9 protein-coding genes are annotated in these 17893 nt (G+C 28.2%); 8 read left to right on the top strand and 1 reads right to left on the bottom strand.

The window, feature by feature from the left end; all coding sequences use genetic code 25:
• Positions 1 to 3: 3 nt before the first annotated feature.
• From HLG78_RS05260 to HLG78_RS05280, 5 genes are all read left to right on the top strand, one after another.
• A complete protein-coding gene (locus tag HLG78_RS05260; protein WP_231178045.1) occupies positions 4 to 7632 on the top strand; it encodes a hypothetical protein in 7629 nt (2542 codons plus the stop codon).
• A gap of 451 nt (positions 7633 to 8083) precedes the next feature.
• Complete coding sequence (locus HLG78_RS05265) at positions 8084 to 8965, top strand: 5'-3' exonuclease (protein ID WP_231178047.1); 882 nt, start codon at positions 8084 to 8086, stop codon at positions 8963 to 8965.
• A 14-nt stretch (positions 8966 to 8979) separates the two neighbouring features.
• On the top strand, positions 8980 to 10341 hold the full coding sequence (locus HLG78_RS05270) for a THUMP domain-containing protein (protein WP_231178049.1): 1362 nt from the start codon (positions 8980 to 8982) through the stop codon (positions 10339 to 10341).
• A 71-nt stretch (positions 10342 to 10412) separates the two neighbouring features.
• Positions 10413 to 11963, top strand: coding sequence for a hypothetical protein (locus HLG78_RS05275; protein WP_231178051.1), 1551 nt, complete (start codon positions 10413 to 10415; stop codon positions 11961 to 11963).
• Positions 11964 to 11972: 9 nt separating this feature from the next.
• Complete coding sequence (locus HLG78_RS05280) at positions 11973 to 12968, top strand: PrsW family glutamic-type intramembrane protease (RefSeq protein ID WP_231178053.1); 996 nt, start codon at positions 11973 to 11975, stop codon at positions 12966 to 12968.
• 5 nt (positions 12969 to 12973) lie between these two features.
• Here HLG78_RS05280 and HLG78_RS05285 read toward each other — a convergent pair whose 3' ends face one another.
• Positions 12974 to 13546: a 3'-5' exonuclease gene (locus HLG78_RS05285; protein WP_231178056.1), complete on the bottom strand. Its 573-nt coding sequence runs from the start codon at positions 13544 to 13546 to the stop codon at positions 12974 to 12976.
• 106 nt (positions 13547 to 13652) lie between these two features.
• On the opposite strand from HLG78_RS05285, the gene HLG78_RS05290 reads away from it, so the two are divergent.
• From HLG78_RS05290 to HLG78_RS05300, 3 genes are all read left to right on the top strand, one after another.
• Positions 13653 to 14396: a DEAD/DEAH box helicase family protein gene (locus HLG78_RS05290; RefSeq protein ID WP_231178059.1), complete on the top strand. Its 744-nt coding sequence runs from the start codon at positions 13653 to 13655 to the stop codon at positions 14394 to 14396.
• A gap of 333 nt (positions 14397 to 14729) precedes the next feature.
• Positions 14730 to 15116, top strand: a complete 387-nt coding sequence (locus HLG78_RS05295; protein ID WP_231178062.1) for a pilin — start codon at positions 14730 to 14732, stop codon at positions 15114 to 15116.
• A 222-nt stretch (positions 15117 to 15338) separates the two neighbouring features.
• Positions 15339 to 17804: a peptidoglycan D,D-transpeptidase FtsI family protein gene (locus HLG78_RS05300; RefSeq protein WP_231178064.1), complete on the top strand. Its 2466-nt coding sequence runs from the start codon at positions 15339 to 15341 to the stop codon at positions 17802 to 17804.
• Positions 17805 to 17893: the final 89 nt, after the last annotated feature.

Here is a 17893-nt window from a genome sequence, read left to right on the forward strand (position 1 = left end):
CTAATGATAAACTTTCTTTTGAAACTACTATTGCTTTTTGTGTTTTTGTTTTATATTTTTTTTCCTAAACACTATGTGTTTGCTAATGATATTTATATAGATAGTTTTGAGGTTTCTTGATTGCAATGAGATAAGGTAAAACTTAATCCATGAGAAGAGTTTAATTTTGAGATATCTGCTTCAAATAATTATTGAGAAATTTCTAGTCTATTTTGAGTTATAGATTTTTGAAATAATTTTCAGTTTTCTATAACTGAAGATGAGGTAATTTATAGATGAACTAAATGGTCTTATGATGAATTTATAAATTCCTCTGATTATTCTGATGATTATTGAGTTAATGTTTCTATGGAGTGAAATAACGAAGATTTGTATATAAGTGATGAATTTATGGATCCTGATTGATTTAAGCTTTCCTCTGATGCTTCTGAATATAAAAGTCATCTTGAAGCTTGATTTGAATCTGATCAATTTTCGGTTTTTGATACAAAAACAATATATGCAAATGTAAAACCATATATTACAGATTATTATTTTGAAAAATCTGATGGTTCTACAGCAACCACTCAAGTTCAATGATGAGATGCTGAAACTGTAAATTTTGTGGTAGAAGTAAAAGATTATAATTGATGTTCCAATATAGAGGAATGAAATGTATATACTGATTTTGATTCTTTGTGATTATCTTCTGAAGAAGAACTATCTTTCCAAGAATGTATAGATGATAATACTGCTAAATTTAGAAAAACTTGAATAACTACAAACGCTGACTTAGGAACTTATACTTTTAGTTCAAAAGATTGAGATTGAGTAGATGGTAAAATATGGGCTATAGATGCAGATGGTAATCAAAATGATCCAGAAGAATCAAGATTTGATAATGAAAATAAAAATGAAAAACTTGATCTTACTGTGGTTTGACCTTGATCACCTAATGTTAGTATAATAGATTTATCAGAAAATATTATATGATGACCAGATAAACAATCATCAACTTTGGATTTTGAAGTAGATCAAGATGATGGTGAATACAAAATTTCTAGATGAAGTGATTGAAGTTGTGAAGGTTGAGATGTTTTGCAGGAATGGACTAGTTATTGATCCTGAAGCGATATTGATAGTTTTGATATATATACTTGAGATTTGAATGAATGAAGTAATAGTATATATGTATGTGCCAAAAATGAACATGATGAAATAGGTTCAGATAATACATCTATAACTTTAGACCTTGAAGAAGTAGATGTAAATATTAGTTCCCATAGATCTACAATTAATGAGGGCTCTTCAGATGTTAGATTTTCATGTAGTAAAGACTCTTCTTATCAAATTGAGGTATGAGGTGATGATAATGTTGATAGTGGTGATGTATTGGATTGACATGATTTTGATTCAACTTCAATATCAGCTTGAGATAGTATTACAGTAGATATTCCAAATGATATGTTTGATTCTTGAGATAATGATGTATATGTTTTTTGTAGAGATGAAGCTAGTTATGTTTGATATGATTCAGTAATTGTTAATAAAACTGAGGTTCCACCTTCTATGTCTTGATATGTTAATGATTTTTATGATTGTGGGCAAAATACTCAATGACTTGATGGTAGAGATTTTTGTGTGAATTGGGAACATCCAGATGACTTAAATGATTATGATAGTTTTTGATCTTGGAGAATATATATTTTGCCTGAGTGAATTGATTTAAACCTAGATGAACACTCATATAAAGCAAATTTATGAGATAAATCACTTACTAGTTGGAATTGAACTGAAGATATTAATAATGATAGTATTTGAGATAGTTTTCAAGATGGATGAGAATATGTTGCTTGGATATATATACAATGATCATGATGAGCTGGTAAATGAGATGCTTGATCTTCTCAGCCTGCTACTTTCCAAGCAGATGAAATAGAAAATCCTACAGTAGAAAAAGCAAGTTTTGTTGATGATACTACTTTGAGACTTGAGACTGATACTACTTTGGATACTGATACTTCAGTTCATAGTGGTGGTTTGATAAAATATGATTATGAAGGTGATACTTTTTATGGACAATGAATAGATTCAGTAGATGGTCAAAATATTGATATCCAGATAGAGTCTTTGTGAAATACGGCTGCAAGTAGTGATAATTTAAGTATACTTACTTGAGATAGTGAGGATGTATGAGCTATCAGATCTGAGGCTTGATGATTCAATAATTTACAAGAATGATTAGAAATATTGGATAAACAGGATCCAGATGTACAAGATTTTTCAGTTGATACTGATGGTGATTATATTGACTGAGAAGTGGATTGGTACTCTGGACATGCTGATTTTTCATGGTGGGTTAGTGAAGAGTTAGAATGATGAGCAGGTAGTACAAGAATAGAGTTTCATGATATGAATAGTAGTTCACAAGAAAATATTAATTTAACATTGTCTGAAAATCTTTGAACATGAGAAAATTCTATTTCTAGAGATTTATCTGAAAGACTTAATTGTTGAACTGTTTATCAAACAAGACTTAGAGCAGTAGACTTGGCAGATAATACTTGATTTTCTGATTGGGTATCAAATATATGATTTGATAATTGTGCTCCTAGTATTCCTGAATTGCATACTAAAGATGTAGTATGATCAGAAGAAATTGATTTTTCTTGGGATGAATCTGGTGATGATGACTGAAATGGATCAGGAGTTGATAGCTATGATTTAGAAGTGTATGAATGATCTTCTTGTGAATGAACTCCAGAAATAGAAGAAAATACTTCCAATACTGAATATTCTACAACTCTTAGTGATGGTGATTATTCTTGGAGAGTTAGAGTTACTGATAATGTGGGTAATGTATCAGATTTTTCTGATTGTGATGATTTTACTGTAGATACTGATGTACCAACTATAGATAATCAACAAATTTTTGATACTGAAATAGAGTCTACTAATTATACAAGAGAATGAAGAACTGTACAAATAAGTGCAGATATTACAAATACAAACAAAGAAAATGTATATCTTGATCTTTCTTCACTTGCTTGAAATTGATATGAAAATTTAAGATGTTCTGATGCAAGTTGAGATGTTGAATGTACTGAAACTGATTGAAATTTTTCCTTTAATTTTGAAGTATGATTTGATTGAACAGTTTCTGAGTGAACAAGACAAGTTGAGTTTGAGTTTGCTAATGAGTCATCACAGAATACATGAACACAACTTGTTTCTACTACTGTAGATAATACTGATCCTGACTTGGAAGCAGATCCAATAATATCTCCTGAATGAGGTGAAACTTATTGATGAGATGAAATTCAAATAGAATGGAAATCTATAGATTATGGACAATCAGGTAGGAGAAATATTCAATTTGAATATGCTACATGAGATTTTCAAGATTGGAATGAAATATTTCAAGCTTCTACTTCTGGACCTCGTACTTGGGATATATCAGACTTTAAATGACAAAATAATTTTCAACTTCGTTTAACTGCCAAAGATAGATCTCATAATACAGCAGTATTCACTTGAGGAGAGTTTACCATAGATAGAACTCCTCCTGAAATAGATGAAGATCAAATAAATTTTGAGATTGCTTGATGAAATTTGGATTGACAAATTTTCAAAGAATGAGATGATTTGATTTTGAATTGGAATACTTGAGCTATAGAATGAGCAGAACTACCAGACAATCCTTTGAATTTGTCTTATTCTAGGAGTTGATGAGATAGTTTCAGTGATATAGAATCTGGTGTTGAAAATAGTTGAACTTATACTTGGAGTATACCAGATATCAGTTCATCTGATAATGTTTTGATAAAATTGGAAGTGGTTGATGAGTTTGATAATACTGCTTCTATAGATACTGATACTTTTGTAGTAGATAATACAGATCCTGATATAAATATTTGAGATAAAACTCCTCCTAATGGTAGAGAAATAAATCATAATTGATTTGATGTTAATTGAACATCTTCTGATAATTATATGTCTGGAATTTATCTAATGTTCCAAAACGAAGCTGATGAATATTGGAGTAGTGATCTGCTATCTGACACATCAGAAGGTGAATATATATGAGAACCTACTTGGAATTTAATTTGTGAAGATGATGAAGAATTAGCAACAGATGAAAGTTGTGATAATTTTGAACTTACTGATTTTGCACCTAAGATAGAAAATTCTCAAAGTTATCAGCTTACTTTGAAAGCAGTTGATAGGGCAGGTAATGAAACTATTACAACTACTAGAAATTATGATGGAGATACACAAGAACCTGAGATTGAAATCTCAACTTGAGTTCACTTTATGAGTGGAGATAATATATATTTCTGAGAATCAGGTATAAATCTTACTTGAACTGCTACTGATAACAAGTCAATTTCGTCTGTAGAGCTTGAAATTACAAATGATGATAATCATTATTGGAATTGAGATGATTTTCAATGAGAACATTATGCAGTTACAGCAGATATAGAATGAGAACAGCCTTTCAAAGATTGGAATTATGAGTTTTCTCCAGAATGAGACACTGGTGATAATTTTGAAGTAAAAGCAATAGCTTATGATAGTTCTTACAAAGTAAATCTTACATGATCTGATACTGCAAATTTGGTTTTGGATAAAACTCCTCCTACTATTGAAGATGATGTATTTACTTTTGATACTGAAGAATTTTATGCAGGAGGGGATAATTTAGAAATTATTTGGAATACTTGAAAAATATATGATGATTTTTCCTGATTGGCAGATAATCCTATCAATTTGTATTTTGATGATTGAGATGAATTTAATAAAATAGCATCTAGTTTGCCAAATAGTTGAAGTTATGAACATACATTACCAGAAGTAGATACATCTGAGGCATATGTGAGAATAGAAGCAAATGATAATGTTGGTAACAAAAATCATAGGAATTCTAATGAATTCCAAATAGATAGTACTCCTCCAGAAATTGATAGAGTAGAAACTGCATGAGACTGATATTGAAAAATAAATAGACTAAGAGTAATTTTCTCAAAAGATGTTAATATGGATTCCTTTGGTACATGAGTATTTTCATCTGATAAAGGTATTACATTTGATAAAAGAACTAGTATAAATGATGATAGATTTGAACTAAAATTTGATGTAGCAACTGGTACTACTGCTACTAGACCAACTCTTTCTTGGAGTGGATGAGTTATAGAGGATTTGGCTTGAAATAAATTGGATATGGATGAAAATTCTATGCAAGCTGAAAATAAAGCAAGACCTGTTGTTATGAATGCTGGAATTTTTGATAAAGACAAAGACTGAAAATTTGATGAAATTCAGATAGAGTTTAGTGAAGATATGCAAGAAGTAAGTGATGAAAACATATTCTCTTTGAATAACAATTTAGCTTGATTAAGTATTGATTCTGTTTCTAGAGATGATTGAAATAATTCAATAATTAATATTTCTTTATCTGGTCAAGAAGATATAAACACATATCCTTGAAATATGACCCTAGATTTTGATTGAAATTCTTCTGATTATGTTGATTTAGCAGATAATGAAGCTAAATGACAAGATAACATAGAATTGCTTGATAAGGCTAATCCTATACTTTCTGATTGATTTTGAGTTTTTCGTTCTAAAGAATGATATTATACTGGTGATACTATTATTTTGAATTTTAGTGAAAGCCTAAGTTGAACAGTAAATACTTGAAGCTTTCAAATAAATGAATGAGAAGAAAGTTTTGATATATTAGATTGATATATAGATGAAGAAGATAATTATATCTATTTACAATTAGATGATACAACTGATACAGATGCAGAATTAGAGTTAAGTTATACAGGTTATCAAAATAATGAAATAGAAGATAAAGCTTGAAACAAACTTGAAGAAATTATAGACTTTAGTATCCAAAACGAAATTCCTCCAAAACTTACTCAGGCAAAAACTTTGGATGACAACCATAACTGAAGACTTGATACCATATATTTGAAATTTAGTGAAGAAATAGATGATGAAGAACTTTCTACTGATTGACTTTCTGTAGCTAATTATAGTATTTCAGGTGTTAATTTATCTTGAACTAATCAAGTGTTAATAGAACTTGATGAAAGAAGTAGAGCTGACACAGATACTACTCCAGAAGTTTATATATGATCAAACAATACTATTCAAGATACTTTCTGAAACAATGCTAGAGAACAGTCAGTAACTCCAAAGGATAGAATTGGACCTGTGATAGCAAGTGCAAGACTTGATGATGGAGAAGATAAATTGTTTTTGACTTTTAGTGAAGATGTATATACTGAGCTTGGTGAAAATGATTTTATGTTTGAAAATTCTTGAGAGCCAAATATAGATACTATTGATTTTACAACTTGAAATGATTTTGCAGAGATAGAAATATCTGACTATGATATAAATTTTGGAGACTCTAGAATATCTTTTGCTGCTAATCAAGTAGAAGATGAGGAATGAAATAAACAGCCTGACAAAGTTTATCAAAATATTTCTGCAAGTGTAGTTATTAATGAGATTTTTTATTGAGATGATGAAAAAAGATATATAGAACTTAGAAATTTAGCTGAAACTGAAATAGATTTCTCTGATAATTCTTGGAAAATAAGAGAAGCTTGAGGTTGAACTCTAAGTGTTGATGATTGAAGTTTAACTGGTGAATGATATTTCTTGATTTGAAATTCTGAAGTAGAAGACATTTTGGATATTGATTTAGATTTAGAAAGAAATGATCTAAAACTGGATACTGAAAATGATTTGATTCTAGAGGATGAAAATAGTGAAACTGTAGATCAAGTAAAATCAGAAGTATGGAAAAATGATAAAGCAAATGTTGCTATAGAAAGACTTGATAGCTGTGCTGATGGATTATCTGAAGAATGCTGGTACGATGCAGTAGCTTCTGAAAATTTTGTGGATGAAGAAACTTATAAATGAACTCCTGGAGCTGAAAATATCTTTGACGACGAGCCACCTGAGATTATAGCAACTCCGGAGGACAACTTTTTATACCCTCATTGAAATATTAGTCTAAAATATGAATATGAAGACAGTAATTCTGGTATTGATACAGATTCTGTAAATATTGAAATTACAAGAACATTTGATTGATGAAATGAAGACTCCGCAAACACAACAAATAAAAATATTACTGAATCCTCAGCTATTTATGACTTAGATTTGGATTATTGAAAATATGAAGTAGACTTTGAAGTTAGTGATAATGCTGGTAATAAATCTAGTGATAGTATAGTTTTCTATGTAGATGACTTTAGTTTTAGTATAGATACAAATGATGTTGATCTTGGATTAGTTATGGCAGACAACAAAGTACTTTCTGATGAATATGTAACAGTAAGTGTTGAGACAATATGAGCTTGATTTGCTATTACTCACAAGCATGATGATTTCTGAATAGATCCTTGGGATTGAGATTATTGATATGGAGGTTGTCAGGGTTCTTCTTGTGATGATATAGAAAATTATGAAAATAAAGAATTTGTAAGTAAAGCTAGAGATATAAATGAAGATGGTAGTTTGAATACTCATACTTATGAAATTAGATATTGAGTGCTTTTAGATGCTTTACAAGATGCTGGTTATTATTCTGTCAAAAATGATTTTAGTTTGGGTATTAGTTATTAATTTCTTTAATGCTCACTTTTAGTGATCAATTTTACCTTGATTTTAAGATATAAAAAAATAAAATTACGAGAAGTCAATTAATTATATGACTATTTTCTTTGTGTAAACACATTTTTTTGAAAAAAAAATTGGATTAAGTAAAATATGAAATAATCAATGCTTTCTCGGTTTGGCACCTCCACCAGGTACCTCCAAGAAGGCTTTGTATATGGGGCATTTCCCCTGATAGCTCAGTAACTTTACCCCAAAGTTGCGAGCAATAAAATTTGGAGGACAACCGGATATCTCTATATAAATTGGCAAAATATTTGTTGATTTATATAGGGATACATATAAATCCCGCCGGTTGTCCTCCATCTGGACAGCCGGTTGGGATTCCATCCGGCTTTTCTTATTGAAAAATTATTTATTTTTTTTATAACTTGCTTGGTTTAGATAATAAAAATTTTGTATGAAAAAGTTTTATATATTAGATTGATCTGGATATATATTTAGAGCTTATTATGCCCTTCCTGAACTTGCTAATTCTCAATGACAGCCTAGATGAGCTGTATATTGATTTTTTCGTATGATTTTGAAACTTTTTCAAGATCAGCCTGATAATTTTGTAATAGCTTGGGATGCAAAATGAAAAACAAAAAGACATGATATGTTTGAAGAATACAAGGCAAATAGACCATCAATGCCTGATGAATTCAAACAACAAATATCAATCATTAAAGACTCTGTAAAATATCTATGAATTCCATTTTTGGAAAAAGCTTGATATGAAGCTGACGATATAATTAAAACTTTGGTGGACCAGTATTGATACTGAGAAAATGAAATTACTATAATTAGTGGTGATAAGGATTTAAAACAGTTGTTGTGAAAAAATATATACTTTTTTGATCCTATGAAGCAAGAAGTACAATCAAAAGATAATTTTGTGAATGATATGTGATTTTCTCCAGAAAATATGCAAGATTATTTGGCTCTACTTTGAGATAGTAGTGACAATATACCATGAGTAAGATGAATATGAAAAAAAACAGCACAAAAATTGATTTCTGAATACTGAACACTAGAAGAAATATATGAAAATTTAAATATTATATGATGATCTTTGCAAACCAAGCTAGAGGAGTCTAGAGAATTAGCATTTTCATCTAGAGAGCTTGTTGAGTTAATGACTGTTGATTGAATGATGGATAATTTTGATTTGAAGCTAAAACCAGATTTTGATAAAATGAAAAATCTACTTGTAAAAGAACATTGATTTAAATCAATGGAAAAGGTAGTTGATGAGTTGAAGAAAAAATATTTTTGATGAAAGCAGGAAAGTTTATTTTAAATAAAAAGTTTTAAATGTATAGTTATATCATAAATTTTACATGAGAGATTTGAGTTAAATGAACAACTACTAGATGGAATTATATAAAGAAACTTGCAAATAATATTGAATCAAGAGTTTGAGAAAATATAATAAGTATTGAATATAAGTTTGACAAAATTTTTTTATATGCAGAAAAAAATGTGGATAATATTTTATCCACTACATTTGGTATTTCTAAATTTTCCAGTTTTGAAAAAAAAACATTTACTAATTTTGACGATTTGATAAATAAATCTTATGATTTTTTTGAGTCCAAAATAAAATGAATTGATTTTCGTGTTAAATGTAAAAGAAAGGGGAGTCATAATTTTTCTTCTGTGGATATAGAGAAAAAACTTTGAGAAAACCTTTCTTGACTTGGAAATGTGAATCTTAAAAATCCCTGATATATAGCCAATTTAGAAATTCAGTGAAATGATTTGTATCTTTTTGATAATTTCCAATTATGACCATGAGGTTATCCGGTATGATGAGCTTGAAAAGTAGTAGTTTTAATGTCTTGATGAGTTGATAGTGTGGTTGCAGCTTGGAAAGCATATAAAATGTGACTTGATGTGGATTTTTTATATTTTAGTCTGTGAGAAAATGATGTTTATGATAGTGTAGTTGAGCTGGTGAATTTTATGAAATACAACTGGGGTGTACCAAACAGATGAAATTTGTTCGTATGAGATTTTAGTTTTTTGCTTGAAGAAATAGTTAAAATAAAAAAATCATACAGAAATCTTGTTTTAAAATATTTTTTTTATACTATTACTAATAGGTTTTGTTCTTATAAAAAAATTAAGTGATTTGTAACTTGAGAGGCTATAAGTCAGGTTTCAACTCAGGTCTTGGAAAACTTATCAGCATTAGATACTTTTACCAATAATCTTGTTTTGAGACCAGTTATTTGTATGCCCAAGTCAGAAATAATTACATTAGCAAAACAAATATGAGTTTTTGATCTTATTTATCAATGAAAAGAGCATTGTAGTGTTAGTGGAAAATGAGCAGAAACTAAATGAACAGTCTTTAAAATTCAAAATCAGATAGATCTTTTGTGAGAAGGTGTTTCTCAAAAAATATTTGAATCAATTAGTAAAGTTAATCCTAAAAACAATTTTATGCATACCCAAAAGTTTGATTATAAGGATAGATATATAATATATGTTCAGAAGGATAGGAATGAATCTATGGAATCTGCTATTAATGTTCCTTTTGAAAAATATAAAACTATCTTAGGTTATTTAGATGATTCAAAAAAATATGTTGTTACTTGTCGTTACTGAAAGCTTAGTAATGTTGTTTGTGATTTTCTTTGGAATAACTGATTTGATGTGGTTGTTTGATAGAGATTTTTTATTTGAAATTTTATTTTTTTTTACTATAAATGAATAATAATTTATAAATTAACATAACATATATGGCCAAAAGAAAAAATAAAAAGTTCAATAGTTGAACACTATTTATAACCGTTATTTTATTTGTTTGAATTTTTTTGGCAGGGATATTTATTTGAACTTGAATTGTAAATCAAGATAATGAAAATTGATCTAGTCAGAATGTTTGAACAAATTATGATGATTGATTGGATGAAGATGAAGAAGATGAAAAAGATGAAAAAGATGAAAGTTCCGAAGAGGAAAGATACTATATGAATGATGTAGTTAGTATGACTTGATATTTAAATCAATCTGAAGCAGTGTGAAATTATACTCATTATATAGAAGATAATGAAAAATTTGGATTTAGAAGTAGTGAATATTTTCTAAATGATTTTGTTGGAAAAGAAATTGAGCTTACTTGAACCGTAATTGATGTAAGGTCGGATTTTTATGTAGTTGAAGTAAATGATATTGAATACAAAGATGAGGAAGATGATGAGATTGAAGATAATTTAGCAAGATATTTTTTTCCAGAGTACTGAATGTATTTTGATTTTTGATATAATACTTGATATACTATAATGGAAGAAGAAGATGTTTTGTTTGTAAAAGAAATAAATGATGAGGAAGAAAATATATTAGCTACAATATCACCTTTTGAGTGTGTGCCTTGATCAGACTCACAAGATTGTGATGACTTGGAGGATAGGTTTACATGACTTTGATTTGATAGCTTTACTTCTTCTGAATGAATAAGCTTTATTAATATTGCAGAAACTCCTCAATGGATATTTTTCAATAGATGATTGTGGGGGTATTATATTTCTCCTAGCTCAGAATCAGATCTTATAGATATTTCTGATTATATGTATCTTTTTGAAAAACAAGATGTTGAAGATGAGCTTACATCCAATATAGATACTGTTTGTTTTGATGATAATTATACTATGGATGATTATTATCAAATAGAAGTTTATTTAGATGATTGACAGATGAAAGCAACTATTGTAGGAGAATCTGAAGAGTGAGATGATATATCTTGTGAGTTGGATATCAATTTATGAGATGATATATATACAGATTTAATAAAGATTACTACTAACTGAGATGTTGATGATTTAGACTTGAATTGAAGTCAAGATCAAGAAACTGATGATGTACATGATCAACCTATGACTCAGCCAGATAATGAGGAAGAAAATGGAGAAGAATCTGAAGAGACTGAAGATTTTAAAGAAGAAACTAGTTTTAGTTTGTGAGAGTGAACTCAAACATTTTCTTCTGCAAGAGGTTTTGATATAACTTTATCAGAAATGATGATGTATTCTTGAAGAATTGTTTCAGAGGATTTTAGCATAGATTGACTTGATTGTAATTATAAAATATGAATTACTCATTGGCAAAATGAAGATCAACTTGAAACTGACCCATGAATTGGAGTTTATTATTGTGAAACTTCCTTATCAGAAGACGATATAAAAACTAATATCTGATCAAACTATATTGTTGAAAATGCAGAAGAAAATATTATAATTATTGAATATAAGGATCATTATAAAGAAGCAGCAGAAGATATAATTATAGATTAAAAACAAAAAATGGAAGCTTTTTTTCTACTGTGAATTGTTGGTTTTCTAGTGTTGGTTTATTGGTTAAGATGATATATAAGAGAAGCTACTGTTCAGGAAGTTATGGTGGGAGTAGTTGCTTTACTGTGATGAGTTTTTTCTGCATCTTTGGTGCTTTTTTTGGGTAAATTGTATGATCTAAAAGAAGTTTTTCTATACTCATCTTTGGTTTGACCTTTTGTTGAAGAGTTGTCTAAATTTTTGGTAGTTTTATTGGTTTATATTTTTTTCAAAAAGCAATTTGAAAATAGTATATGGGCTTTGGTAAATGGTATACTAGTATGACTATGATTTGGTTTTTATGAAAATATAATATATATTTCTTATTGAGTTGATGATGTGTGGATAACTTTATATAGATCTTTGATTGTGTGATGATTGTTGGTTCATCCATTGACTGCTTGAATATATTGATATATGTTTTATCTTTCTGAAAGAGCTTCATCATTTCTGCCAAGTATTTTTGATAATGAAAAAAGAGAATTTTGTGTTGATAAAAAGTGAATTATAGAACTGATTAAGTATGTATATTATAATTGAAAAAATTCTTTGAAGGATATAATTAAGCTTTTTTGGAGTATGATCACAATACAAACCACTGTTTATTATATCATTGAAAATAATTATAACAATAAATCACACTCTCCGTTAGAACTTATATATGAAGGACTTTTTTTATGAGTTTGGATTCATATTTTGTATAATAGTTTGCTATGATTTATTTCAGAACCAGATTTTTATATTGGGGTAGTCTGAGTAGTATGAGTTTTGTTTCTTTTAAGGGTGTTTGTAGCTGTTTTTCATAGTTGGTTGCTTGGTATATTGATTTCATGAGTAATTTTATTGTGATTTTTGAGAATATGACCATATGAACAACTTTTAATTTTGTCATTAATTATTTTGCTTGTTACATTATTTATTCTTTCTTGGGAAATCAATCAAAAAATAAATTCTTTTAATAGATAGTAGTTCTATGAAAATTCTGGTAATAAGTTTTTCCCATAAAATATTCTTGAAAAGCATTCTGCTTCATATTTTGCTCAAGTGAGAGCATTGTGAGGTTGTGGTTCTTCTCATAAGTTGAAATAAGTAGCAATACTGTCCAAGCTAATGTCACTATTTCAATCTTCTTTTATGGGAATATCTTCTCAGTTTGAAATAAGATAATAATAAAAACAAGCATGCAGGTCTACAGTTTTTTGTGTAAGTGGATAGTTAATTCATCATCTCTTGCAGGCTTCTTTCATTATTGGAACATCTAATGCATGTGGATGTTGTCAGGCAATAATTTTTTCATCAAATTGTTCTAGCCAACTTAAAAATTTTTTCATTAGTTTTATTTCAGATTGCTTGCTATTATCTGTAATCTCTTCTATTGAAAATCAATTGATATCAAGTGCCTCTTGTGTATAATTTGCTCAATCCCAAATTTTACATTCTCAATAAAATGTTTTTTCTGGTTTATTCAAACTAATGGCTCAGATACTTAATATACTACAAGTTTGGGGATCCAGTCAAGTTGCCTCAATATCTACAACAATCATATATTTTTTTAATAAGTAAATAAAAAAGTTTATAAGAAATTTATATTGATTTTCAATAAAAAACAAATAAAAGTTGATTAGTGTTATTTATATAATGTTATTGAATATGTACATATTTGCTTTTTCTAGGTTTTCTTGAGTTGATAAAGTTTTTTTGTGCGAACAAAAGCTAAAACTTTCTATCTGAGATATTTTTGAGTTTGCTTGAGAATATTATATAAATCTTTGAACTGAAATTGGAGATAATGTTTCAAATATAAAAAAAATATCTTTTGATGAGACTCAAGTTTGTTTGCTTAAAAAAAATTTTATATCTAAAAATGTTCTAAAGTTTTTAAAAATTTTTGTGGAAGAGTATTGTACTACTTACAAAAATGCTTTGTCTTTATTTATTCCCAATAATGATATAAAAAAACTTCTTTCATATAAATGCAAATTTTGTACTCCCAGTTATTCAGACTTAATAAAATATTGAAATAAATATTATTTTTCTGAAAAGTTTTATGAAGGTCAACATCTAATAATTGTTCCAGATATATGGACTTGATCCAATTTATTTAGTTGATTGACAAAAGATCACAAGATTTTTCATTGAAAAGATACAATCAAAAACAAAACTGAGCTTTTTTGGCATGCAAAAAATTGAAAAGTATGAAATATGATATCTACACATTCTCAGATATTTAAGGATTGGAAAAATTTGAAGTTGATTAGTATTTTACAACCACATAAATGGTATTATAAAAATCACCAAGATCCAAGATACGATGTTGCAGGTGTTACAAGAATTATGAGTAAAATATATTGATCCAAAATTCAGTTTTTTGAAGATTTGAGATTAGTTGTTTAAATTTAAAATTTAACTTATTTAAATGGTGGAACTTTTGAAAGATTTTATAAAATTCCCTTTTGATAAAAATAGAAAAAATAATAAGTTTAAGGTTCTTCTTGACTTTCTTTTTATAAAATTTCCTGCTTACTTTTGGGAAAAGCCTAATATTTGGAAAGTACTATTGTTTCCAATATTATTTATATATAATATTTTTTCAAGAAAGAAAAGATAGTATGTGTATTTTAGTTTATAAGTAAATTAAATATATTATATTTTATATTGAAAATGCCTTGAAAAAACTAATAATATTAGTATTATTTTACTGTGTTTTTTATTATATAAATCAAAAAAATGTTAAAAAGAATTGTAGTATGAATAATGATGACTATGTTGTGATTAATGAGTTTTTCTTGATTAGCTAATGCACAAATTGAGTCATGATTTTGAGATGCAGATGAGACATGATGAGTTTGAGTTGCATGAGCTTGAGAAGATCAATGAGAATGATTCTTGGATGTAGTTAGAAACTTTGTAAACTGGGTTTTGTGAATAATGGCATTAATAGCTTTGATTATTCTTCTATGGGGAGGATTTTTGATGGTTACTGCTGCTGGTGACGAAGAGAAATATAATAAATGATTTAAAATACTAAAACAAGCTGCAATTGGTTTGATTATGATGTGAGTTGCTTGGTTTATAGTAAGTATAATATTTACGGTTATAGATATGGCAACTTAGAAATTAAAAAAGTATATGTAAAATCCTTCAAGTTCGCTTGAAGGTTTTTTTGTTGAAAAAAAAAAATTTTTTATTATAAAATAATTAGAGTTATACTCTAAAAAATTCTCAAAAATAATAATCTTTTATTTGTATCAAATATTTTTAATAATATAGTATAAATTAGTTGTTTTTAGAAATTTAAAATTCTTAAATATTTATTTTATAGTTCTAAATTTATTAATGAAATTTTTATGGAAAATTAAATGGCTCCTTGAAAGAAAGCTTAAAAAACTAAATAGTAATATAAGATGATCACATATCTGAGTAAGTCTAGAAAAATCTATTAAAAAAATACCAAAAGAAATAAGAATATTAATATTTTTTGGTTTTTTGTTGTGAGTTATTTTTATTAGATTATTTCAGTTACAAATAGTTCAGGCTGATGATTATAGTCAAATTCTTGCATGACAACATTTTAGACAATCCACATTAGAAGCAGAAAGATGAAATATTTTTCTTACAGATAGCTCATGAAATGAGAGAAAGCTTACAGAAAATGTTGATTTATACAATATTTTTGTAGATCCAAAGTTTATAGAAGATGAGGAAAGATTTGTGGAAATTTTGTCTCCTATTCTTTATAAGCATTTTTGTGAGTTGAATTGACTTGAAGAGCCATCAGACAAAGAATGTATTAGAAATATTGAAAACTTTACAGAAAATGAAATACTACCACAAGAAGAATCAGAAGATTTTTTTGTAGAAATGGAATTGGATGATTGAGAAGAAGAGGAAGAACAGGTTTTTCTTGATCAAGATATGCTTGATGATGAAACTCAAGATGTAATAGATGATTTCACGAAAGAAGATTGAATTGATTATATTCAAGAAAAATTATCTGAAATGGTGCAGTGATGAGTTAGGGATAGAAACTATTTTTGATTTTTTGAAAATGATGAATTGTTGAATGATATGGAATCTATTTGAGATTTTGTAGAGATATCAGGAAATTATATATATTTTATTCCTGAAAAAGTAGATAATTTAAATAGAAATGCTCAGCAAATATTTCAGGTATTTGAAAAACATAATTATTCTTATATGCTTGAAACAATTAGGAATTCCCTTACAGAAAGAGAAATTAGATATGTAAAAGTTACTAACGATGTTAATTCTAGAATTGCTAGAGAAATAAATGAGCTCAAGGAAAAATATTTTTCAGAAAGAGTAGATTGAGTGCCTTTGTTGCATTGATTGTGAACTGAAGAACACAAAGAAAGATATTACCCTTATTGAGATTTTATGTCTCATGTAATATGATATTGAAACGATCAGTGAGACTTTCTTTATGGTGTAGAAGAGTATTTTGATGATATTTTGGCATGAGAAGATTGAAGAATAGCTTCTCATTCTGTACCTTGGATATGAGCTATATGATCTGCAGAAATGCAGGTAGAAGAAGCCACTCATTGATCTGATGTTTATCTAACTATAAATCCAACAATACAAGAAAATATTGAAGCAATAGTAAGAGATTATTATGAAGAACTTGAGCCAGATAGTATTTCAACTTTGGTAATGGATCCGCATACATGAGAAGTTAAATGAGCCGTTAATTATCCTTCCTTTGATCCTAATAATTATTCTGACTATTATCAAATTGAGCTATTAAGTTATGATCAAAGATATATTATAGATGAAGATCAGTATATGGATATACCTGTTTTAATAAGAGATCCAGAAACTGATGATATCAGAATGGCTACTTTTGATGAAAGGACAGATCCAAACTTAGAAAAATTTGTTTTTTCTGAAAAGTTATGACCTCAGACCTTTATTGATAGAAATATATCGTATCCTTCTGAGCCTGGTAGTACATTTAAAAATTTTACTGTTGCTATATGAAGAGATTTAGATGAAATATCTTTATCTGATACCTATAAGGATGAATGAGAACTAGAAATATGACCATATACTATTCGTAATGTTATGGATCAATGTAGTTGAGAATTAAGCTTTTTGGATGCATTAAACTGGTCTTGTAATGTTTGAATGGTAAGAATAGCTCAACAAATATGAAGATATGCTTTTTACTCATATTTGGACAAGCTTTGATTTTGACAAAGAACTTGAATAGAACTTGCAAAAGAAGATCCATGAACAGTTACATGATTAGAAGATTTTTCTATGGCAAGATACTTTAATAACTCTTTTGGTCAATGACTTTTGACAACTCCAATTCAAATGTGAACAGCGTTTTCTTCTTTGGTTAATTGATGATATGTTGTTCAACCTACTGTACTTGATAAAATATATGATAGAGAAAATAATGAGATAATAGAAAATGATAAAACTATTAAAAATAGAGTCTTTTCTGAAGAAACTGCTGAAAGAATGCTTAAGTCTCAATGAGAAATAATGGATATGGAAGACGAAGAACATTTATGAAGTATGGTTTGAATACCTTTTTATTCTGTTTGAGGAAAATCTTGAACTTCTCAGATTGCATTTAGATGAAGTTATCAGGCTTGAGAATGATGGACCTATTGAGGATTTGTATGAGTGGTAACTTCTGAAGATCCAAGATATATAATTGTTACTCAAGTAAGAAGACCAAGACAGTCTCAGCGGTGATCAGGTAGTGCTTGATTCATTAACAGAGATGTATCAAAATTTCTTATAGAATATGCATGATTGGAAAGATAAATTAGATAGTACTCAAAAAAAGCAACAAACCTGCTGTCTAATCCTATAATAAAGAAGATGTCGTATTTTTAAAATAAATTTGTTTGTGG

The sequence above is a fragment of the Candidatus Absconditicoccus praedator genome, from assembly GCF_021057185.1.
GTDB lineage: Bacteria > Patescibacteriota > Gracilibacteria > Absconditabacterales > Absconditicoccaceae > Absconditicoccus > Absconditicoccus praedator.